17 protein-coding genes are annotated in these 19,906 nt (G+C 54.6%); 3 read left to right on the top strand and 14 right to left on the bottom strand.

What is annotated here, in order from left to right:
* Nucleotides 1–46: 46 nt before the first annotated feature.
* The 14 genes from murG to leuO form a co-directional block, all read right to left on the bottom strand.
* The gene (murG, locus tag G0034_RS03655) at nt 47–1,111 is read right to left on the bottom strand and encodes an undecaprenyldiphospho-muramoylpentapeptide beta-N-acetylglucosaminyltransferase (protein WP_014882544.1); all 1,065 of its coding nucleotides are present in this window, start codon (nt 1,109–1,111) and stop codon (nt 47–49) included.
* Nucleotides 1,108–2,352 (bottom strand): cell division protein FtsW, encoded by a 1,245-nt coding sequence (gene ftsW, locus G0034_RS03650; protein ID WP_014882543.1) that lies wholly within the window; start codon nt 2,350–2,352, stop codon nt 1,108–1,110. Before ftsW ends, murG begins: the two co-directional genes overlap by 4 nt.
* On the bottom strand, nt 2,352–3,668 hold the full coding sequence (murD, locus tag G0034_RS03645) for a UDP-N-acetylmuramoyl-L-alanine--D-glutamate ligase (protein WP_032637505.1): 1,317 nt from the start codon (nt 3,666–3,668) through the stop codon (nt 2,352–2,354). Before murD ends, ftsW begins: the two co-directional genes overlap by 1 nt.
* Before the next feature lie 2 nt (nt 3,669–3,670).
* Nucleotides 3,671–4,753, bottom strand: coding sequence for a phospho-N-acetylmuramoyl-pentapeptide-transferase (gene mraY, locus G0034_RS03640; protein WP_008501985.1), 1,083 nt, complete (start codon nt 4,751–4,753; stop codon nt 3,671–3,673).
* Nucleotides 4,747–6,105 carry a UDP-N-acetylmuramoyl-tripeptide--D-alanyl-D-alanine ligase gene (murF, locus tag G0034_RS03635; protein ID WP_045134570.1) on the bottom strand — a complete coding sequence of 453 codons (1,359 nt, stop codon included), beginning with the start codon at nt 6,103–6,105 and terminating at the stop codon, nt 4,747–4,749. Before murF ends, mraY begins: the two co-directional genes overlap by 7 nt.
* A complete protein-coding gene (gene murE / locus G0034_RS03630) occupies nt 6,102–7,589 on the bottom strand; it encodes a UDP-N-acetylmuramoyl-L-alanyl-D-glutamate--2,6-diaminopimelate ligase (RefSeq protein ID WP_179120522.1) in 1,488 nt (495 codons plus the stop codon). Before murE ends, murF begins: the two co-directional genes overlap by 4 nt.
* The gene (gene ftsI, locus G0034_RS03625) at nt 7,576–9,342 is read right to left on the bottom strand and encodes a peptidoglycan DD-transpeptidase PBP3 (RefSeq protein ID WP_014882539.1); all 1,767 of its coding nucleotides are present in this window, start codon (nt 9,340–9,342) and stop codon (nt 7,576–7,578) included. Before ftsI ends, murE begins: the two co-directional genes overlap by 14 nt.
* Before the next feature lie 15 nt (nt 9,343–9,357).
* A complete protein-coding gene (gene ftsL, locus G0034_RS03620) occupies nt 9,358–9,723 on the bottom strand; it encodes a cell division protein FtsL (RefSeq protein ID WP_014068894.1) in 366 nt (121 codons plus the stop codon).
* Entirely contained in the window at nt 9,720–10,661 is a 942-nt protein-coding gene (rsmH, locus tag G0034_RS03615; protein WP_014882538.1) for a 16S rRNA (cytosine(1402)-N(4))-methyltransferase RsmH, read from the bottom strand. The genes ftsL and rsmH overlap by 4 nt, the downstream gene beginning before the upstream one ends.
* Nucleotides 10,662–10,663: 2 nt before the next feature.
* Nucleotides 10,664–11,122: a division/cell wall cluster transcriptional repressor MraZ gene (gene mraZ, locus G0034_RS03610; protein WP_014882537.1), complete on the bottom strand. Its 459-nt coding sequence runs from the start codon at nt 11,120–11,122 to the stop codon at nt 10,664–10,666.
* Between the two features lie 598 nt (nt 11,123–11,720).
* Nucleotides 11,721–12,728, bottom strand: coding sequence for a catabolite repressor/activator (gene cra, locus G0034_RS03605; RefSeq protein ID WP_014168621.1), 1,008 nt, complete (start codon nt 12,726–12,728; stop codon nt 11,721–11,723).
* A gap of 180 nt (nt 12,729–12,908) precedes the next feature.
* On the bottom strand, nt 12,909–13,400 hold the full coding sequence (ilvN, locus tag G0034_RS03600) for an acetolactate synthase small subunit (RefSeq protein ID WP_014882536.1): 492 nt from the start codon (nt 13,398–13,400) through the stop codon (nt 12,909–12,911).
* Between the two features lies 1 nt (nt 13,401).
* Nucleotides 13,402–15,126, bottom strand: coding sequence for an acetolactate synthase 3 large subunit (gene ilvI, locus G0034_RS03595; RefSeq protein WP_045281052.1), 1,725 nt, complete (start codon nt 15,124–15,126; stop codon nt 13,402–13,404).
* A 379-nt stretch (nt 15,127–15,505) separates the two neighbouring features.
* The gene (leuO, locus tag G0034_RS03590) at nt 15,506–16,450 is read right to left on the bottom strand and encodes a transcriptional regulator LeuO (RefSeq protein ID WP_032629721.1); all 945 of its coding nucleotides are present in this window, start codon (nt 16,448–16,450) and stop codon (nt 15,506–15,508) included.
* A gap of 615 nt (nt 16,451–17,065) precedes the next feature.
* Here leuO and leuL point away from each other — a divergent pair.
* The 3 genes from leuL to leuB all read left to right on the top strand — a co-directional run bounded on the left by leuL (nt 17,066) and on the right by leuB (nt 19,906).
* Nucleotides 17,066–17,152 carry a leu operon leader peptide gene (gene leuL, locus G0034_RS23515; RefSeq protein WP_099458923.1) on the top strand — a complete coding sequence of 29 codons (87 nt, stop codon included), beginning with the start codon at nt 17,066–17,068 and terminating at the stop codon, nt 17,150–17,152.
* A gap of 91 nt (nt 17,153–17,243) precedes the next feature.
* The gene (gene leuA, locus G0034_RS03580) at nt 17,244–18,815 is read left to right on the top strand and encodes a 2-isopropylmalate synthase (RefSeq protein ID WP_179120521.1); all 1,572 of its coding nucleotides are present in this window, start codon (nt 17,244–17,246) and stop codon (nt 18,813–18,815) included.
* Nucleotides 18,815–19,906 carry a 3-isopropylmalate dehydrogenase gene (gene leuB, locus G0034_RS03575; protein ID WP_014882533.1) on the top strand — a complete coding sequence of 364 codons (1,092 nt, stop codon included), beginning with the start codon at nt 18,815–18,817 and terminating at the stop codon, nt 19,904–19,906. Before leuA ends, leuB begins: the two co-directional genes overlap by 1 nt.

The raw sequence follows: 19,906 nt of genomic DNA, 5'->3' as shown, positions 1-19,906 counted from the left end.
CCATCGACTACTTAAAATTCGTGCAGCGCAACACGCGCTGCGAGGGTTAAGCCTGGGCTGCCAGGCTCACTTCTTTTGCCACCCGTTCAGTCGCATCCGGGATTGCCACCGCGCGCGCGCGTTGTGCCATCTCCAGCAATGCATCTCTGTTCCAGCCCGCCAGGGTAGTGGCGACCGCGTCGGCGGTAAATTGTGGCTGTTCAAATATCTTCGCCGCACCGGCTTTCTCAAGCGGCAGCGCGTTCCAGTACTGCTGTCGGTCTTTGTGCTGGAACGGGACAAACACCGCGGGCAAACCGGCGGCAGCAATTTCGCTTACCGTCAGTGCGCCAGAGCGGCAAACCACGACATCGGCCCAGGCATAGGCTGCAGCCATATCGTCAATAAATTCGGTCACTTTGTGCTGCGGCTGGCCTTCAGCGGCGTAAGCCTGCTCAACGGTCTGTTGCGCGCCTTTCCCGCTTTGGTGCCAGATGGTCACGGCATCACCCAGCTTTGCAGCCACCTGCGGCATCGTCTGGTTTAAAATGCGCGCCCCTTGAGAGCCGCCCACAACCAGAACGCGTACCGGTCCTTCACGCCCCGTCAGGCGTGTGTCCGGCAGCGGCAGCGCCAGCACATCCACACGCACCGGGTTACCCACCACGTCCGCTTTCGGGAACGCACCGGGAAACGCCTGCATAACTTTGGTGGCGATTTTCGCCAGCCACTTGTTGGTCAGACCGGCAATACCGTTCTGCTCATGCAGTACGACGGGAATACCTAGCGACCACGCAGCCAACCCGCCTGGGCCAGAGACGTAGCCACCCATGCCCAGTACCACATCAGGCTTAAAACGCTTCATGATGGTGCGTGCCTGACGCCAGGCGTTAAAAATACGCACCGGAGACAGCAGCAGCGCCTTAAGACCTTTGCCACGAAGGCCGGAAATACGAATAAAGTCGATCTCAATACCGTGCTTCGGTACCAGATCGGCTTCCATGCGGTCTGCGGTTCCCAGCCAGCGTACCTGCCAGCCCTGCTCCATTAAATGGTGCGCAACCGCCAGCCCCGGGAACACATGTCCGCCGGTACCGCCTGCCATCACCATTAACCGCTTCGGTTGATTCATCGTGAACCTCGTGTAAACGCCTGGGCTTTCTCCAGACGCGTCTCATAATCTATGCGTAACAAAAACATAATGGCCGTCGACATGATCAACAGGCTCGAACCACCATAACTGATCAACGGCAACGTCAGACCTTTGGTCGGCAGCATACCCGCTGCGGCGCCGACGTTAACCAGTGCCTGGAAGCTAAACCAGATCCCAATTGAACAGGCTAAGAAACCTGAGAAGCGGTGATCGATCTCCAGCGCTTTTCGGCCAATCGACATGGCGCGGAAAGCGACGAAGAATACCATTAATAGCGCCAATACCACACCGATATAACCCAGTTCTTCCCCAATAATGGAGAAGATGAAGTCAGTGTGCGCTTCCGGTAAATACTCCAGTTTCTGTACCGAGTTACCCAGCCCTTGCCCCCAAACCTCACCGCGACCAAACGCCATCAGCGACTGCGTCAGCTGATAACCACTGCCGAACGGATCTTCCCATGGGTTCCAGAACGAGGTCACACGGCGGATACGGTAAGGCTCGGCGAGGATCAGCAGCACTACCGCTGAAATCCCCATTCCGATGATGGCGATGAACTGCCACAGCTTGGCCCCTGCCAGGAACAGCATCGCCAGCGTCGTGACAAACAGCACCACCACGGTACCGAGGTCAGGCTGCGCCAGCAGCAGGATCGCGAGCACCAGAATCACGCCCATCGGTTTTAAGAAGCCGCGAAGGTTATTACGCACTTCGTCGACCTTACGCACCAGGTAGTTCGCCAGGTAGCAGAACAGCGAAAGCTTGGTGAATTCCGCCGGCTGAATACGCAGCGGGCCAAACGCAATCCAGCGCGATGCCCCGTTAACGGAGCTCCCGACAACCAGTACGATCAGCAGCATGATAATTGACGCAATCAGCATCGCCGTACTGTGCCGCTGCCAGAATGCCATCGGCAGACGAAGCGTCACCAGCGCCAGGCAGAATGCCAGAATGATGTACAGCCCGTCACGCTTGGCGAACAGGAAGGGATCGTTAGCCAGACGCTGTCCGACGGGCATCGAGGCCGAGGTCACCATGATAAAGCCGATCGCCGCCAGCCCCAGCGTAAGCCAGAACAGGGTGCGGTCGTACATAATCAGGCTATCGGAGTCTTTTTCCCGCGAAGCCATCACCCAGCCTTTCAGTGCCGCAAACAGCCACACCAGAATTCCAAATCCTGGCAGGCGCGGCATTTTCAGGCGAGGCAGAGATAAACGCATCAGCCTAACTCCTTCGCCAGGCGAGTAAAGATATCGCCACGCTGTTCGAAATTCTTAAACTGATCGAGACTCGCGCACGCTGGAGAGAGCAGCACCATATCCCCCGGCTTCACGCGCGGGGCGATCAGCCGCATCGCCTGTTCCATCGTTTCAGTTTGCTCGGCAATCTCCGGGCGTAATTCAGCCAGCTCGCTGCCGTCACGACCGAAACAGTACAGGCGGATGTTATCGCCTGAAAGGTACGGCTTCAGGGAGGAGAAATCAGCGGATTTGCCGTCACCGCCCAACAGCAGATGCAGGGTACCGGCAACATGCAGACCGTTCAGCGCGGCCTCCGTACTTCCCACGTTGGTGGCTTTGGAGTCGTTAATCCAGCGCACGCCGTTGTGCTCCAGCGCCAGCTGGAAACGGTGCGCCAGACCGGAAAACGTGGTTAACGCTTTCAGGCTGGAAGAGCGCGGCAGGCCAACAGCATCCGCCAGCGCCAGTGCTGCCAGAGCATTTGTGTAGTTATGCTGGCCGGAGAGCTTCATCTCTTTCACGTTCAGCACTTTCTCACCTTTCACGCGCAGCCAGGTTTCACCCAACTGACGGTTCAGATGATAATCCCCCATGGTGATACCGAAGCTAATGCAGCGATCGTCCGCGCCGCGCACCGGCATGGTCAGCGCATCATCGGCGTTAACCACGCAGACTTTGGCATTTTCATACACGCGCAGCTTGGCGGCGCGGTACTGCTGAAGACCAAATGGATACCTGTCCATATGATCTTCGGTCACGTTAAGGATCGTCGCGGCAGCTGCGCGCAGGCTGGAGGTGGTTTCCAGCTGGAAGCTGGAAAGCTCAAGGACATACAGCTCGCAGCCTTTGTCCAGCAGCATCAGTGCGGGCAGACCGATATTACCGCCCACGCCGACGTTCATGCCTGCGGCTTTCGCCATTTCGCCCACCAGAGTGGTGACGGTGCTTTTACCATTAGAACCGGTAATCGCAATAACGGGCGCCTGCACTTCACGGCAGAACAGCTCGATATCACCGACAATCTCCACCCCCGCATCAGCCGCAGCGCTGAGTGAAGGGTGCGCCAGCGCCATCCCCGGGCTGGCGACAATCAGATCGGCGGCCAGCAGCCAGTTATCATTCAGACCACCAAGGTGGCGTTCAACCTGTTCCGGCAGCTTGTCCAGACCCGGCGGAGAGACACGCGTATCCATCACGCGCGGCGTCACGCCACGCGCAAGGAAAAAGTCCACGCAGGAAAGGCCGGTAAGGCCCAACCCGATGATAACGACTTTTTTACCCTGGTAATCTGCCATGATTAACGTACCTTCAGCGTTGCCAGGCCAATCAGCACCAGCATCAGCGAAATAATCCAGAAGCGCACAATCACGCGCGGCTCCGGCCAGCCTTTCAGTTCATAGTGGTGGTGAATTGGCGCCATACGGAAGATGCGCTGACCGCGCAGCTTGAAGGAGCCGACCTGCAAAATCACCGACAGGGTCTCGACCACAAACACACCGCCCATGATCACCAGCAGGAACTCCTGACGCAGCAGCACGGCGATGATGCCCAGCGCGCCGCCCAGCGCCAGAGAACCGACGTCGCCCATAAAGACCTGCGCCGGATAGGTGTTGAACCACAGGAAGCCCAGCCCCGCGCCGACAATCGCCGTACAGACGATCACCAGCTCACCCGCGTGTCGCAGATAAGGGATGTGCAGGTAGTTAGCAAAGTTCATGTTACCGGTAGCCCACGCCACCAGTGCAAAACCGGCCGCCACAAAGACGGTTGGCATAATGGCCAGACCATCCAGGCCATCGGTCAGGTTCACGGCGTTGCCGGTTCCGACAATCACAAAGTAGGCCAGCAGGATATAGAACAGCCCCAGCTGCGGCATGACGTCTTTAAAGAACGGCACCACCAGCTCGGTCGCGGGCGTGTCTTTTCCTGCCAGATAGAGCGCGAAGGCCACACCAAGCGCGATCACCGACATCCAGAAGTACTTCCAGCGGGCAATCAGGCCTTTAGTATCTTTGCGAACGACTTTGCGGTAATCATCCACAAAACCAATGATCCCATAGCCCACCAGCACGGTAAGCACGCACCAGACGTATGGGTTAGACGGATACGCCCACAGCAGCACGGAGACAACGATCGCAGTCAGGATCATAATCCCGCCCATGGTCGGCGTACCGCGTTTACTGAAGTGCGACTCAGGACCGTCGTTACGCACCACCTGGCCGAAAGAGAGTTTTTGCAGACGGGCAATCATGCGCGGGCCCATCCACAATGAGATGAACAGCGCAGTCAGCAGGCTGACGATGGCACGAAACGTCAGATAGGAAAAGACGTTAAAGCCTGAATAATATTTGACCAAGTGTTCGGCCAGCCAAACTAACATGTCCCGTTCTCCTGTAATGCGTGCACAACCTCTTCCATGGCGGCACTACGTGAACCTTTCACTAACACAGTCACAATTTGTTTTTCTGTAATCAACGCCTTCAGGCGCTCAATCAACGCAGCTTTATCGGCAAAATGTTCGCCAACGCCGCTGGCACGGCTAATCGCCTCGCTCAGTTTTCCTGCGCTCAGCACACAGTCCAGCCCTGACGCTTTCGCCGCTTCCCCGACCTGGATATGACAGGCTTCGCTTTCGTCGCCCAGCTCGGCCATATCGCCGACCACCATGACGCGGTAGCCCGGCATTTCAGATAACACCTGCACCGCCGCCGTCATTGAGCCAACGTTCGCGTTATAAGAGTCATCCAGCAGCAGCTTGTTTTCCGCAAGCGGGATCGGGAACAGGCGTCCCGGCACGGCTTTTAACGTTGCCAGCCCGGTTTTAATCGCCTCATGCGACGCGCCCACGGCCGTCGACAACGCCGCAGCCGCAAGCGCATTGGCGATGTTATGGCGACCCGGCAGCGGTAACAGCACGTCTACGTCACCCGTTGGGGTCGTGAGCGTGAACTCTGTACCGTGCGACGTCACATGAATATTGGTCGCGGTAAAATCACTGTTGGCCGCATTCGGCGAGAAGCGCCAGGTTTTACGCGAGCCAATGATGTTCTGCCAGTTCAGCCAGTCGTTGTTGTCGGCATTGAGAATGGCAATACCGTCAGCGGGCAGACCGGTGTAGATCTCGCCTTTCGCTTTCGCCACGCCTTCCAGCGAGCCAAAGCCTTCCAGATGTGCCGCCGCCAGGTTATTCACCAGCGCCGCTTCCGGGCGCGTCAGGCTCACGGTCCAGGCGATTTCCCCCTGGTGGTTTGCCCCTAGCTCGATCACCGCAAATTCGTGCTCGTTGGTCAGGCGAAGTAATGTCATCGGCACGCCGATGTCATTATTGAGGTTGCCCGCGGTATAAAGTGTATTGCCGCACTGGCTGAGGATCGCCGCCGTCATCTCTTTCACTGACGTTTTGCCTGATGATCCGGTTAGCGCGACAACGCGAGCTGGCACCTGCTGACGAACCCAGGCGGCCAGTTCACCGAAGGCGAGACGCGTATCTTTCACCACAATTTGCGGCAGTTCGATATCGAGTTTACGGCTGACCAGCAGCGCGCCTGCGCCGTTTTCTTTAGCCTGCCCGGCAAAATCATGCGCGTCAAAACGCTCGCCTTTCAGCGCCACAAACAGACAACCCGCGGTCACTTTGCGGGTGTCGGTGGTTACCGCGTCAATGGTCAGATCTGGACCCAACAGTTCGCCGTGCAGTACCGCAGCGGCCCGGCTTAAGGTGATGCTAATCATGCGACGACTCCCAGCAGACGCGCTGCCGTTACGCGGTCGGAGTAGTCCAGACGACGATTGCCAACAATCTGATAATCTTCGTGGCCTTTACCTGCCAGCAGAACCACATCATTTTCTTTGGCCTGCATGATGGTGTTGGTCACGGCTTCCGCACGGCCCTCCACCACGCGGGCGCGACCGGCGTCCAGCATGCCCGCCAGAATGTCGTTGATGATGGCACGCGGCTCTTCCGTACGCGGGTTGTCATCGGTTACTACCGGAATATCCGCGAACTGTTCCGCAATCGCGCCCATCAGTGGACGTTTGCCTTTATCGCGATCGCCGCCGCAGCCAAAGACGCACCACAGTTTACCGGAACAGTGCAGGCGGGCCGCTTCCAGCGCTTTTTCCAGCGCATCCGGCGTGTGGGCATAATCAACCACAACGGTCGGCTTGCCCGGCGCGCTGAACACTTCCATACGGCCGCATACAGGCTGCAGACGCGCTGAGGTTTTCAGCAGTTCAGCCATCGGATAACCCAGCGCCAGCAGCGTTGCCAGGGCCAGCAGCAGGTTGCTGACGTTAAAGGCGCCCATCAGGCGGCTTTCAATTTCACCTTCACCCCAGGAAGAGGCAAAGCGGATCGTCGCCCCGCTGTCGTGATAGTTAACGTCAACGGCCTTCAGCCAGCGGCCGTGGCAGTTCGGATTGATATGGTCTTCCATCGACACCGCAACCGCGTCTGGCAGCTTCGCAAGCCAGCGGCGACCGACTTCATCATCGGCGTTGATGATGGCTTGTCCGTAATGGTGAGTCGAGAACAGCAGCCATTTCGCGGCTTCGTAATGCTCCATATCACCGTGATAATCAAGATGATCGCGACTCAGGTTGGTAAACACAGAGGCGGCAAACTTCAGCGCCGCAACACGATGCTGCACCAGACCGTGCGAAGAAACTTCCATCGCAGCAAAGGTTGCCCCCTGCCCTGCCAGACCGGCAAGAACATGCTGTACGTCAACTGCCGAGCCGGTGGTGTTTTCCGTTGGACTGACTTTGCCCAGCAAGCCGTTACCCACGGTGCCCATTACCGCGCCGGTTTCACCCAGCAACTGGGCCCATTGCGCCATCAGCTGCGTGGTGGTGGTTTTTCCGTTCGTGCCCGTCACGCCAACCAGACGCAGCTGGTCGGAAGGTTCGTGATAAAAACGTCCTGCCAGAGCAGAAAGACGTTCATTCAACTGGCTGAGATAGATAACCGGCACACCGTGCATTTCACGGATCTCACCGTCGGTTGCCTCATCTTTGGCCTCAGCAATAATGGCAGCAACACCTTGCGCAATCGCCTGCGGGATATAACGACGCCCGTCCGCCTGATGACCGACCACCGCCACAAAAAGATCGCCAGAAGCCGCAACGCGGCTGTCCAGTACCATCTCTCGCAGTGCTCGCTCCGGTGCATTTGGCACCCACGGAGCGAGAAGGTCGCGCAAATTACGATCTGCCACCTGTACCCTCGCCTTGATTAATTACAAATTCACTTTTTTCGCCCGTCGCCAGCGCATCCGGTTCAATGTTCATGGTACGTAACACGCCGCCCATGATAGCTCCGAACACAGGCGCGGAGACGGCGCCGCCGTAGTATTTACCCGCCTGTGGATCGTTTATGACGACCACCAGCGCAAAACGCGGATTGCTTGCAGGCGCTACGCCTGCGGTATAGGCAATGTATTTGTTGATGTAGCGGCCGTCTGGCCCCACCTTTTTCGCTGTACCGGTTTTAATGGCAATGCGATAGCCTTTGATCGCCGCCTTCACGCCGCCGCCGCCGGGCAGCGCCACGCTTTCCATCATGTGCACAACGGTACGAACGATGGATTCCGGGAAGATACGCTCGCCCGGAACCGGTGGATCAACTTTGGTAATCGACAGCGGGCGATAGACGCCATAGCTGCCAATCGTTGCGTAGACTCGCGCTAACTGTAACGGCGTTACCATTAGCCCATAGCCGAAAGAGAAGGTGGCCCTCTCTATGTCAGACCACCGTTGTTTTTGAGGATATAAGCCACTGCGTTCTCCGACCAACCCCAAATTGGTCGCCTTTCCCAGTCCAAAACGTGAGTAAGTCTCTACTAACGCTGAGGACGGCATCGCTAACGCCAGCTTTGAAACACCGACGTTACTCGACTTCTGTAACACCCCGGTCAGGGTCAATTCGCTGTAGCGCGCCACGTCTTTAATCTCGTGGCCGTTGATACGGTAAGGGATCGTGTTCAGAACCGTGTTTTCATTGACGATGCCGCGCTGAAGCGCCGTCATCACCACCATCGGTTTCACCGTGGAGCCAGGTTCGAACACGTCGGTAATTGCCCGGTTACGCATCGCATCTTTTGCGGTACCGGTAAAGTTATTCGGGTTGTAGGACGGACTGTTAGCCATCGCCAGCACTTCGCCGGTGCTGACATCAACCAGCACGGCACTGCCAGACTCCGCTTTGTTGAACGCTACGGCGTTGTTCAGCTCGCGATAAACCAGCGCCTGCAAGCGCTCGTCGATACTCAGTGCCAGGTTGTGTGCCGCCTGGCTGTCCGTAGAGGAAATATCTTCGATGACGCGCCCATAGCGGTCTTTACGCACAATGCGCTCGCCCGGCTGGCCGGTGAGCCACTTATCGAAGCTTTTTTCAACGCCCTCAATCCCCTGGCTATCGACGTTAGTGAAGCCGATGAGGTGAGCGGTTACTTCGCCGGACGGATAATAACGACGGGATTCCTCACGCAGATGAATGCCCGGCAGCTTCAGTTTACGAATGTAGTCCGCCATGTCAGGGTTAACCTGACGCGCCAGATAGATAAAACGCCCTTTCGGGTTGGCGTTAACGCGGGAAGCCAGCTGATCCAGCGGCATTTTCAGGGCATCTGACAGCGCTTTCCAGCGGTTGTCCAGCGTAATGCCACCAGCGTCGTGCAGCTCTTTCGGGTCGGCCCAAATCGCTTTTACCGGCACACTCACGGCCAGCGGGCGACCAGAACGGTCAGTGATCATCCCACGTGATGTCGACACTTCCTGCACACGCAGAGAGCGCATATCCCCCTGACGTACCAGCATGTCAGGGGCGATGATTTGCAACCACGCCACACGTCCCAGCAGGAAACCCAGCGCCAGTAAAATGCAGCCGCAAAGCAACGCAAAACGCCAACTGACAAAGTTGGCCTGTTCTTCCTGACGTTTTGGTTTTAGCGTTTTTGCCGCTGCTTTCATGCGTCGCGTTTTCCCTTATTTTTGTACTACGATATTTTCCTGGGAAGGATCAACATGCTGCAGTTGCAGCTTTTCCGTTGCGATCCGTTCAACCCGGCTGTGATCGCCGAGCGCGTTTTCTTCAAGGATCAGATTTCGCCATTCAATATCCAGCGCATCGCGTTCCAGTACCATCTGCTCGCGTTGCGCAGTCAATAAACGTGTATGGTGGGCTGTGGTGACCACCGTGACTGCCGTAACAATGATGCAAATGAACAGGCAGAGTGGCAGTTTCCCGAACCGCAAAAGATCGTCGCCGATCACGCCAGGCAAGGCATGGCGCTCGTTGCTTCCTAACGATCCCTTAACTTTGCTTAGGGTTTCTGTCACTCTGCTGATCATGCGTTCGTCCTCTCTGCAACTCGCAGCACTGAACTACGGGCGCGTGGATTCTCTGCCACCTCTTCTTCGCCCGGCATCAACTTGCCTAATGCTCGCAACTGACGACCACCCAGCTTCCTGAGTTGTTCTTCCGTCATCGGCAGCCCCGCAGGAACCTGAGGACCGCGGCTTTGCTCACGCATAAAGCGCTTCACAATGCGGTCTTCCAGCGAATGGAAGCTGATGATGGATAACCGCCCACCCGGGGCCAGTACGTCGAGCGAGCTTTTTAGCGCCAGCTCTATTTCCTCCAGTTCACTGTTTACCCAGATGCGCACCGCCTGGAAGGTACGGGTCGCGGGATGTTTGTGCTTATCCTTCACCGGCGTCGCCGCCGCGATCACTTCGGCCAGCTCTTTGGTACGGGTCATGGGCTCAACGCGGTTGCGCTCAACGATGGCGCGCGCAATGCGCTTGCCAAAACGTTCTTCGCCAAAGGTTTTGATCACCCATGCAATATCCGCTTCGTCAGCGGTCTGCAGCCATTCGGCAGCAGACTGGCCGCGCGTCGGGTCCATACGCATATCCAGCGGACCATCACGCATAAAGGAGAAACCGCGTTCAGCATCATCAAGCTGTGGTGAAGAGACGCCAAGATCGAGAAGAATCCCGTCGATCTTGCCCGTCAGGCCGCGCTCGGCAACGTAATCCGCGAGCGCAGAGAAAGGTCCATGCACGATGGAAAAGCGAGGGTCATTGATGGTCTGTGCAACGGCAATCGCCTGCGGATCGCGATCAATTGCCAGCAGACGTCCTTCCTCTCCAAGCTGGGAGAGAATCAAACGCGAGTGACCACCGCGACCAAACGTACCATCAATGTAGATGCCATCCGGACGAATATTCAGGCCGTTCACGGCCTCATCCAGTAACACCGTTTTGTGTTTATAATTTTCCATCATATTTATAGAGACAAGTCCTGCAGCCGTTCCGATAAAGTTGCAGAATCGGACTGCTCAGCGTCGATATCTTCCTTGACCTGTTGATACCAGGTCGTTTCATCCCACAGTTCAAACTTGTTGAACTGCCCGACCAGCATCACTTCTTTAGTCAGACCGGCATGTTGCCGCAGCACAGGCGCAATCAGTAATCGCCCGGCGCTATCCATCTGACACTCACTGGCATGTCCCAATAACAGCCGCTGTACGCGGCGCTCTTGCGGGTTCATGCTCGACAGTCGCGACAGCTTTTGCTCAATAATTTCCCATTCGGGTAAGGGGTAAAGCAGCAGGCAGGGGGAGTTGATGTCAATGGTGCAAACCATTTGACCCGAAGCGTTCTCAATCAGCTGGTCGCGGTATCGGGTTGGCACCGATAAACGCCCTTTGCTGTCGAGATTGACTAACGTAGCTCCACGGAACATGCCAGTCTCACCCCTCCTCACCACTTTAACCCACAAATTCCCACCTAAAGGAGTTTACGGAGCGAGGGAAAAGCTTGTCAAGCCAGGACTCTCCCTATAAGGACCCGAAAGCCCTCTATTTACAGAGATAAACAGACCTGACTAATAACTGAACAACTGGCGAGGCAAAATTAACGTTATGAATATTTGTAAGAAAAAAACCGAATATGCACACTAGCGTTAAAGCTCACTCAATATCATCGCAGATAAATATAAAGTGTCAGTTTGCGACGCGGGCAGCATTTTATGACAGATTCTCAGGGGATAACAGCGTCAGATTCATTCAGACGCGTGGTTAAGGCGGCCGTTGCCACGCTGGCTGGTCAGGGTTCAGGAAAAACGTCTGAATATTCATCGACCGAAGCCGGTTTGTAACAAAATAATACAAAGATAGCGGTTTAAAATCGCTTTCAGGCTCCTTAAAGGGCAGTTTAAAAGCCAAAATGAATTAAGAAAATGAGGAGATTATGATCCTGCAGGAATTATCCTAATTTCATTGCGGGAATTAACTCAGCGAATTATTCCCGCAATAAGGGGCCGTTTTCACCGCCCCGTCATTTCATTTATGGCGGCTAAGAATTCCGCGATGATAGAGATTACGTTTGATACGTGTCAGACCCGGCTTCGGTTTTCTCGGCTCATCCAGGCTCGCCAGAACAATCTCCAGTACGCGTTCAGCCACATCACGGTGACGCTGTGCCACGGCCAGCACCGGACACTGCAGGAAGTCGAGCAGCTCGTTATCCCCGAAAGTGGCAATAGCCAGGTCGGAGGGAAGCTTACCTTCACGGCGTAGGGTCACATCCATCACCCCCTGCAAGAGTGCAAAGGATGTCGTGAACAGCGCCTGGGGCATCGGGTGCGTTTCCAGCCATTTCTCAAAGAGCTGCGCAGCGGCTTCACGTTCATAGCTATTGGCGTAGAGATAGTGAACTTCACGCGGATCGTCTTTCCAGGCGGTTCGGAACCCCTGTTCACGCAGGAAGCTCACTGAAAGTTCAGGCAACGCGCCAAGATAGAGTACCGTTTCAGCAGGGAAGGTTCTCAGCTCCGCGGCAAGCATTTCCGCATCATCCTGGTCGGCACCCACTACGCTGGTGAAATGCTCGCGATCGAGCGCACGATCCAGCGCAACGATAGGGAAAGGATCGTTCGCCCAGCGCTGGTAGAATGGATGCTCTGGCGGTAAGGAGGTCGATACAATGATGGCATCCACCTGGCGCTGGAGCAGATGTTCAATGCAGCGCATCTCGTTGTCCGGCTGATCTTCAGAACAGGCAATCAGCAACTGGTAGCCGCGCTGGCGAGCCTGACGCTCAAGATAGTTGGCGATACGGGTATAGCTGGTATTTTCCAAATCGGGGATCACCAGACCAATCGATCGGGTGCGCCCGGCGCGCAGGCCGGCAGCGACAGCATTCGGATGGTAGTTATGCTCACGAACCACCGCCATAACTTTTTCAACGGTTTTATCGCTGACACGGTACTGCTTTGCTTTACCGTTAATCACATAGCTGGCCGTTGTTCGTGACACGCCGGCTAGCCGGGCGATTTCATCCAGTTTCACAATTGCCCCTTAAAAAAAGAAAAGAGTCCATGGCCCTGTCAAGGTTATGGTTAAATCTTTTAACATCTAAACGCAGAAAAGCCTTCGCGGCAACCGCTTTTATCTGCGTTATTGGCTGATTACGCAAAAAAAAAGCCCGGCTTTGGTGACCGGGCAGAAAGAGGCGAACCTTTTTGACAACTAACGCATGATTTTCTCGCCGCGTGACAGACCCACAACGCCCGATCTGGCCACTTCAACAATTTTTGCTACATCCCGCACGGACGCCAGAAAAGCGTCCAGCTTGTCACTGGTCCCGACCAGTTGAACCGTATAAAGAGAAGGCGTGACGTCAATGATCTGCCCGCGGAAAATATCCGCATTGCGTTTGACCTCTTCACGCCCGTAGCCGCTGGCCTGAATTTTTACCAGCATGACCTCACGCTCAACGTAAGCCCCCTGCCCCAGCTCGCTCACGCGCAGGACATCAACCAGTTTATGCAGCTGTTTCTCAATCTGCTCAAGCACTTTGGCATCACCAACGGTCTGAATCGTCATACGCGACAACGTCGGGTCGTCCGTGGGGGCAACGGTCAGGCTTTCTATGTTATAGCCGCGCTGCGCGAAAAGCCCAATGACGCGCGACAGTGCGCCAGACTCGTTTTCCAGCAATACAGATAATATCCGGCGCATATCAGGTTCTCTCCGTTTTGCTTAACCACATTTCATCCATACCACCGCCGCGAATATGCATCGGATAAACGTGCTCGGTCCCATCAACGATGACATCCATAAAGACGAGGCGGTTGTTTTTAACCTGCTCAAGCGCTTGTGCGAGCGACGATTCCAGCAAAGCGGGATCGGTCACCCGCATCCCCACGTGGCCATAAGCTTCAGCAAGACGAACAAAATCCGGCAGCGACTGCATGTATGACTGAGAGTGACGGCCAGAGTAGATCATATCCTGCCACTGCTTCACCATACCGAGATAGCCGTTGTTGAGGTTAAGCACCAGTACCGGCAACTCATATTGCAGCGCGGTGGAAAGTTCCTGAATGTTCATCTGGATACTGCCGTCCCCGGTCACGCAGACGACGGTTTCATTTGGCAGTGCCAGCTTCACGCCCAGCGCGGCAGGCAAACCAAAGCCCATCGTTCCTAACCCCCCCGAATTGATCCAGTGACGCGGTTTATCAAAGGGATAATAGAGGGCGGCGAACATTTGATGCTGACCCACGTCTGAAGTGACATAAGCGTCGCCTTTCGTCAGTCGCCAGACCGCTTCAATCACGGCCTGAGGCTTAATATGCTCACTTTGAGTGTCATATTTCAGACACTGGCGCGCGCGCCACTGCTCAATTTGCAGCCACCAGTCGCGGATCTCATCCAGCGGTTGAGTCGTGCTCTCCTGGGTCAGCAGATCCAGCATTTGCTCCAGTACCTGCCGGGCATCGCCGACGATAGGCACATCAGCTGACACCGTTTTTGAAATCGACGTGGGGTCGATATCAATGTGCAACACCGTGGCGTTCGGGCAATACTTCGCCAGATTGTTGGTCGTACGATCGTCAAAGCGCACGCCGACGGCAAAGATCACATCGGAATGATGCATCGTCATGTTGGCTTCATAGGTACCGTGCATACCCAGCATGCCCAGCGCCTGACGGTGGGTGGCGGGAAACGCCCCGAGTCCCATCAGCGACGACGCAACAGGAAGATTGAGCTTTTCGATCAGTTCACGAAGCTGTGGCTCACACGCAGAATTGATTGCCCCACCGCCGACATAGACCACCGGTTTTTTAGCGGTCAGTAGCGTCTGCAGCGCACGTTTGATCTGGCCTTTGTGGCCCTGCGTGGTGGGGTTGTAAGAACGCATGCTTACCGATTCCGGCCAGACATAAGGCAGCTTGTTTGCCGGATTCAGGATATCTTTAGGCAGATCGACCACCACCGGTCCCGGACGTCCGCTTGCCGCCAGCCAGAATGCTTTTTTCAGCACGCCAGGAATGTCTTCGGTTTGCTTGACCAGGAAGCTGTGCTTCACAACGGGACGCGATATCCCGACCATGTCGCACTCCTGAAATGCGTCGTAGCCAATCAGTGAGGTTGCCACCTGCCCGGAGAGGATCACCAGCGGAATAGAGTCCATGTACGCGGTCGCAATGCCGGTAATAGCGTTTGTCGCACCGGGTCCCGACGTGACTAACACCACGCCCACTTCCCCCGTCGCACGCGCCAGGCCATCAGCCATATGCACCGCCGCCTGTTCATGACGAACAAGGATATGGTCAATGCCGCCTACCGTATGCAGTGCATCATAAATATCAAGGACCGCACCGCCAGGATAGCCGAACACTTGTTTCACGCCCTGATCGATAAGCGATCGGACGACCATTTCCGCGCCAGACAACATCTCCATGCTTTGCCTCCAGGCATTTTGTTATAGACGGACCGCCGAATTCATTTCTGCACCGTCTTGCGATCGGGATGAACCCGTCTTCTATTAGCTGAGTGATACTTACCTTAACCGCTCGTTATGAGGCAGGCAATTAGCAAACCCGGAGAGCGAAGAGGCGGTTAAAGCAGAAAAAACAGACATTGCCAGAGGATATGGTTAATTCATCTGAAATTAGAGGAGGAGATGATAAATCATCGTTGAAAAGCGCGATGATTCAGGAAATCATCTATTTTTACAGGTCTGGCAACCGCCAGAAAAGATTCAGAACAGAATAAAATAGCAGTTAACAAAACAAAACCAGGATAAACCACATGCAAAGATGCAATTTATCCTGACCTAATTAACGGCGGCAGATGCTGATAAGTAATTCTTCCATCCACTGATGCCCTTTGTCCCGCCCTGCAGCTTCATGCCAGGAGAGATAACAGGTACGGCTATTAAGCTTAAGCGGCAGAGGCAAAATTTGCAGATTTAACGCGTCAGAGAACTCTTCCGCCAGCCAGCGCGGTGCAATAGCCACCAGCTGCGTCTGGGAAACGACGTTTAATACGCTGACCATTGCCATTCCTTGATATGCCACGCTCGCCTGTTTATCTGCTGTGTCGTACCACGGCAGACTAAATGAGGCATATCTGTCGAGCGCAACCACGGCATGTTGTTCGCTATAAACATCACTTTCACGTAGCGGAGCATTCAATCGTGGATGTTTTTTACTGGCAACCAATACCATTTCATCTTTAAACAACGGCACGCACGAAAATTCAGGGCGACGAAACTCTTCGTATCCCAGAACAAATTCGGTTTCCTGGTAACGTAACTGGTGTTCTGTGTTTTGATTTAAGGATGATTTGAACACCAGATTAATATTTGGCGCAATCTCTTCAACCTTATTATAAATAATAGATGTCAGATAATTATCTAACGGACTGCAGACGCAGAGATGGAATACGCGTTCACTGCTTAGTGGTTCAAAACCCGAGCCCGGCAGCTCATTTTGCACCAGTTGCAGAGCCTGGCGAATAGAGCCGAAGAGCTGGAATGCCCGCGCAGTAGGCTGAATCCCTCGTCCGTAGCGAACGAATAATTCGTCGTTGAACATCACCTTAAGCCTGGCAACGGCATTACTCACGGCAGGTTGTGACATCCCCAACGCTTGCGCCGCCCGGGTGATATTCTGCTCCTGCATGACAGCATCAAACACCGTCAGTAGATTAAGATCCACCGTGCGTAGCTGGGGTTTAATCCCATCTGTAACTTGAGGTTGTTTAATATTATTTTCTGACACTTCTGACTCCACTGTCACGCTACACAGCACGTCCTTCGCCGACGCATTGTAATAATCCCGAAAAATATGATTTACCATGCCAATACGTCCAACAAAAGAGAATTGTTTAAAAATCGGAATATATAAAGATCACGCGATAACACACAAATGAAAACCGGCATAACAGATATATTTGACTTTATAGTTAGAATGAAACCATAAACCAAGTCAATACACAATGGTCATCTGGTTAAGGATGACTTAAGTATAATTAAACTGTTATCGACTTTGCGTATACTTACGTTAATAATCTGTTATTCCCATTCATTCACGGCCAGAGAGAAAGAATGCCTATGTGAATGGTAAATCAATGATATTAAATACTTTAAAAAGAAAACATCCACGACGAAAAATACATATTTCAAAATACCTGCTAAATGTACTTATTTCTGCAAATGTTTTTTGAGTCCAATTTTAGACAATTCATATAGCCCGAAAAGCAAAATCCAGCACAATAAGCTAAAGCCTATAACCTGTCTGTTCAGTCTGTCGGAACCGTTTTTACCGTCAGGGGTTGACATGAACAGCCGTATCCAGTACCACTAAAAGTATATTGAATTTAACGGAGCACGATTCATGACACGCACCCATCGTTTCACCGGTCTACTACTACTAAACGCATCTTCTGTGCGCGGTAGACTGGCGGGCGAAATTCAGCGTTGAATCGTCACCAGTAAGACTAAAAACCCGCGCCACTGCGCGGGTTTTTTTATGCTCGTAGCAAGGCGCCCTAAGACTGACAAGGACCTAACCCATGAGCCAGCAAGTCATTATTTTCGATACTACTTTACGTGACGGTGAACAGGCATTACAGGCAAGCCTGAGTGTAAAAGAGAAACTGCAGATTGCGCTGGCTCTCGAGCGAATGGGCGTCGACGTCATGGAGGTGGGGTTCCCGGTCTCTTCTCCGGGTGATTTCGAATCCGTACAGACCATTGCGCGCACCATTAAAAATAGCCGCGTCTGTGGCCTGGCACGCTGTGTAGAGAAAGACATCGACGTTGCGGCCGAGTCGCTGAAAGTGGCCGAAGCCTTCCGTATTCACACCTTCATTGCTACCTCGCCAATGCATATCGCAACCAAATTGCGCAGCACGCTGGATGAGGTGATTGAACGCGCGGTGTATATGGTTAAGCGCGCACGTAACTATACCGATGACGTTGAATTCTCTTGCGAAGACGCGGGCCGTACGCCAATCGAAGACCTGGCGCGCGTTGTGGAAGCCGCCATCAACGCGGGCGCGAAAACCATCAACATCCCGGACACCGTCGGCTACACCATGCCGTTTGAGTTCTCAAACATCATCACCGGCCTGTATGACCGCGTACCGAATATTGATAAAGCAATTATCTCCGTCCACACCCACGATGATTTAGGGCTGGCGGTGGGCAATGCCATCGCCGCTGTCCACGCCGGTGCGCGCCAGGTAGAAGGCGCGATGAACGGTATCGGTGAACGCGCGGGCAACTGTTCGCTGGAAGAAGTGATCATGGCGATCAAAGTGCGCAAAGACATCATGAACGTGCACACCCGTATCAATCACAACGAAATCTGGCGCACCAGCCAGACCGTCAGCCAGATTTGCAACATGCCAATCCCGGCCAACAAAGCGATTGTCGGCACGGGCGCGTTCGCGCATTCCTCTGGTATCCACCAGGACGGCGTACTGAAAAACCGCGAAAACTACGAAATCATGACCCCGGAATCTATCGGTCTGAACCAGGTGCAGTTGAACCTGACCTCTCGTTCCGGCCGCGCCGCGGTGAAACACCGTATGGAAGAGATGGGTTATCAGGACAGCGATTACAACATGGATCAGCTGTACGACGCATTCCTGAAGCTGGCCGACAAAAAAGGTCAGGTGTTCGACTATGACCTGGAAGCGCTGGCCTTTATTAACAAACAGCAGGAAGAGCCAGAGCACTTCCGTCTGGATTACTTCAACGTGCAGTCCGGCTCCAGCGACATCGCCACCGCCTCGGTCAAACTGGCCTGTGGTGACGAGATTAAAGCCGAAGCGGCAAACGGTAACGGCCCTGTCGACGCCATCTATCAGGCAATCAACCGCGTCACCGAATACGACGTTGAGCTGGTGAAATATGACCTGACGGCGAAAGGGCATGGTAAAGACGCTTTAGGCCAGGTGGATATCGTCGTCAATTACAACGGTCGCCGTTTCCACGGAGTGGGTCTGGCGACGGATATTGTCGAATCCTCCGCGAAAGCAATGGTGCATGTCCTGAACAACATCTGGCGCGCCGCTGAAGTCGAAAAAGAGTTGCAACGCAAAGCTCAGAATAAAGATAACAACAAGGAAACCGTGTAATGTCGAAGAATTACCATATTGCTGTGTTGCCGGGTGACGGTATTGGCCCGGAAGTGATGGCACAGGCGCTGAAAGTACTGGAAGCCGTTCGCTCGCGTTTTGCGATGAAAATCACCACCAGCCATTACGACGTGGGCGGTATTGCCATTGATAACCACGGTACGCCGCTGCCAAAAGCCACCGTCGAAGGCTGCGAAAATGCCGACGCCGTGCTGTTTGGCTCCGTCGGTGGCCCAAAATGGGAACACCTGCCGCCGGCTGAGCAGCCAGAGCGCGGCGCGCTGCTGCCGCTGCGTAAACACTTTAAGCTGTTCAGCAACCTGCGTCCGGCGAAGCTGTATCAGGGCCTGGAAGAATTCTGCCCGCTGCGTGCGGATATCGCCGCTAACGGTTTCGATATTCTCTGCGTACGCGAGCTGACCGGCGGAATTTACTTCGGTCAGCCAAAGGGTCGCGAAGGCAGCGGCCAGCATGAAAAAGCATTCGATACCGAGGTATACCACCGTTTCGAAATTGAACGTATCGCCCATATCGCCTTTGAGTCGGCGCGTAAACGCCGTCATAAAGTGACCTCCATTGATAAAGCGAACGTGCTGCAGTCGTCCATTTTGTGGCGTGAGATCGTCAGCGAAGTCGCGAAGCAGTATCCGGACGTTGAGCTGTCGCATATGTACATTGATAACGCGACCATGCAGCTGATTAAGGATCCCTCCCAGTTTGACGTGCTGCTCTGCTCTAACCTGTTCGGCGATATCCTGTCTGACGAGTGCGCGATGATCACCGGCTCCATGGGGATGTTGCCATCCGCCAGCCTGAATGAAGAAGGCTTCGGGCTGTACGAACCTGCCGGGGGCTCCGCACCGGATATCGCAGGCAAAAACATCGCCAACCCGATTGCACAGATCCTCTCCCTGGCTCTGCTGCTGCGCTACAGCCTTGATGCAGGTGATGCAGCAACAGCAATTGAAAACGCCATTAACCGGGCGTTAGAAGAAGGCGTCCGTACCGGTGATTTAGCTCGCGGCACGGCAGCAGTCAGTACTGATGAAATGGGCGACATCATTGCCCGCTATGTCGCTGAAGGGGTGTAA

The organism is Enterobacter sp. T2 (genome assembly GCF_010692925.1).
In the GTDB taxonomy this organism is placed as follows: domain Bacteria; phylum Pseudomonadota; class Gammaproteobacteria; order Enterobacterales; family Enterobacteriaceae; genus Enterobacter; species Enterobacter kobei.
The sequence above is the reverse complement of the archived record's forward strand: the minus strand, read 5'-3'. Positions and strand labels throughout refer to the sequence as shown.

Coding starts and splice junctions, on each gene's coding strand:
- murG (WP_014882544.1), bottom strand. CDS start 1,111: ATGAATCAACCGAAGCGGTTAATGGTGATGGCAGGCGGTACCGGCGGA.
- murF (WP_045134570.1), bottom strand. CDS start 6,105: ATGATTAGCATCACCTTAAGCCGGGCCGCTGCGGTACTGCACGGCGAA.
- rsmH (WP_014882538.1), bottom strand. CDS start 10,661: ATGATGGAAAATTATAAACACAAAACGGTGTTACTGGATGAGGCCGTG.
- ftsL (WP_014068894.1), bottom strand. CDS start 9,723: ATGATCAGCAGAGTGACAGAAACCCTAAGCAAAGTTAAGGGATCGTTA.
- mraZ (WP_014882537.1), bottom strand. CDS start 11,122: ATGTTCCGTGGAGCTACGTTAGTCAATCTCGACAGCAAAGGGCGTTTA.
- ftsI (WP_014882539.1), bottom strand. CDS start 9,342: ATGAAAGCAGCGGCAAAAACGCTAAAACCAAAACGTCAGGAAGAACAG.
- murD (WP_032637505.1), bottom strand. CDS start 3,668: ATGGCAGATTACCAGGGTAAAAAAGTCGTTATCATCGGGTTGGGCCTT.
- leuL (WP_099458923.1), top strand. CDS start 17,066: ATGACACGCACCCATCGTTTCACCGGTCTACTACTACTAAACGCATCT.
- leuB (WP_014882533.1), top strand. CDS start 18,815: ATGTCGAAGAATTACCATATTGCTGTGTTGCCGGGTGACGGTATTGGC.
- ftsW (WP_014882543.1), bottom strand. CDS start 2,352: ATGCGTTTATCTCTGCCTCGCCTGAAAATGCCGCGCCTGCCAGGATTT.
- leuA (WP_179120521.1), top strand. CDS start 17,244: ATGAGCCAGCAAGTCATTATTTTCGATACTACTTTACGTGACGGTGAA.
- mraY (WP_008501985.1), bottom strand. CDS start 4,753: ATGTTAGTTTGGCTGGCCGAACACTTGGTCAAATATTATTCAGGCTTT.
- ilvN (WP_014882536.1), bottom strand. CDS start 13,400: ATGCGCCGGATATTATCTGTATTGCTGGAAAACGAGTCTGGCGCACTG.
- ilvI (WP_045281052.1), bottom strand. CDS start 15,126: ATGGAGATGTTGTCTGGCGCGGAAATGGTCGTCCGATCGCTTATCGAT.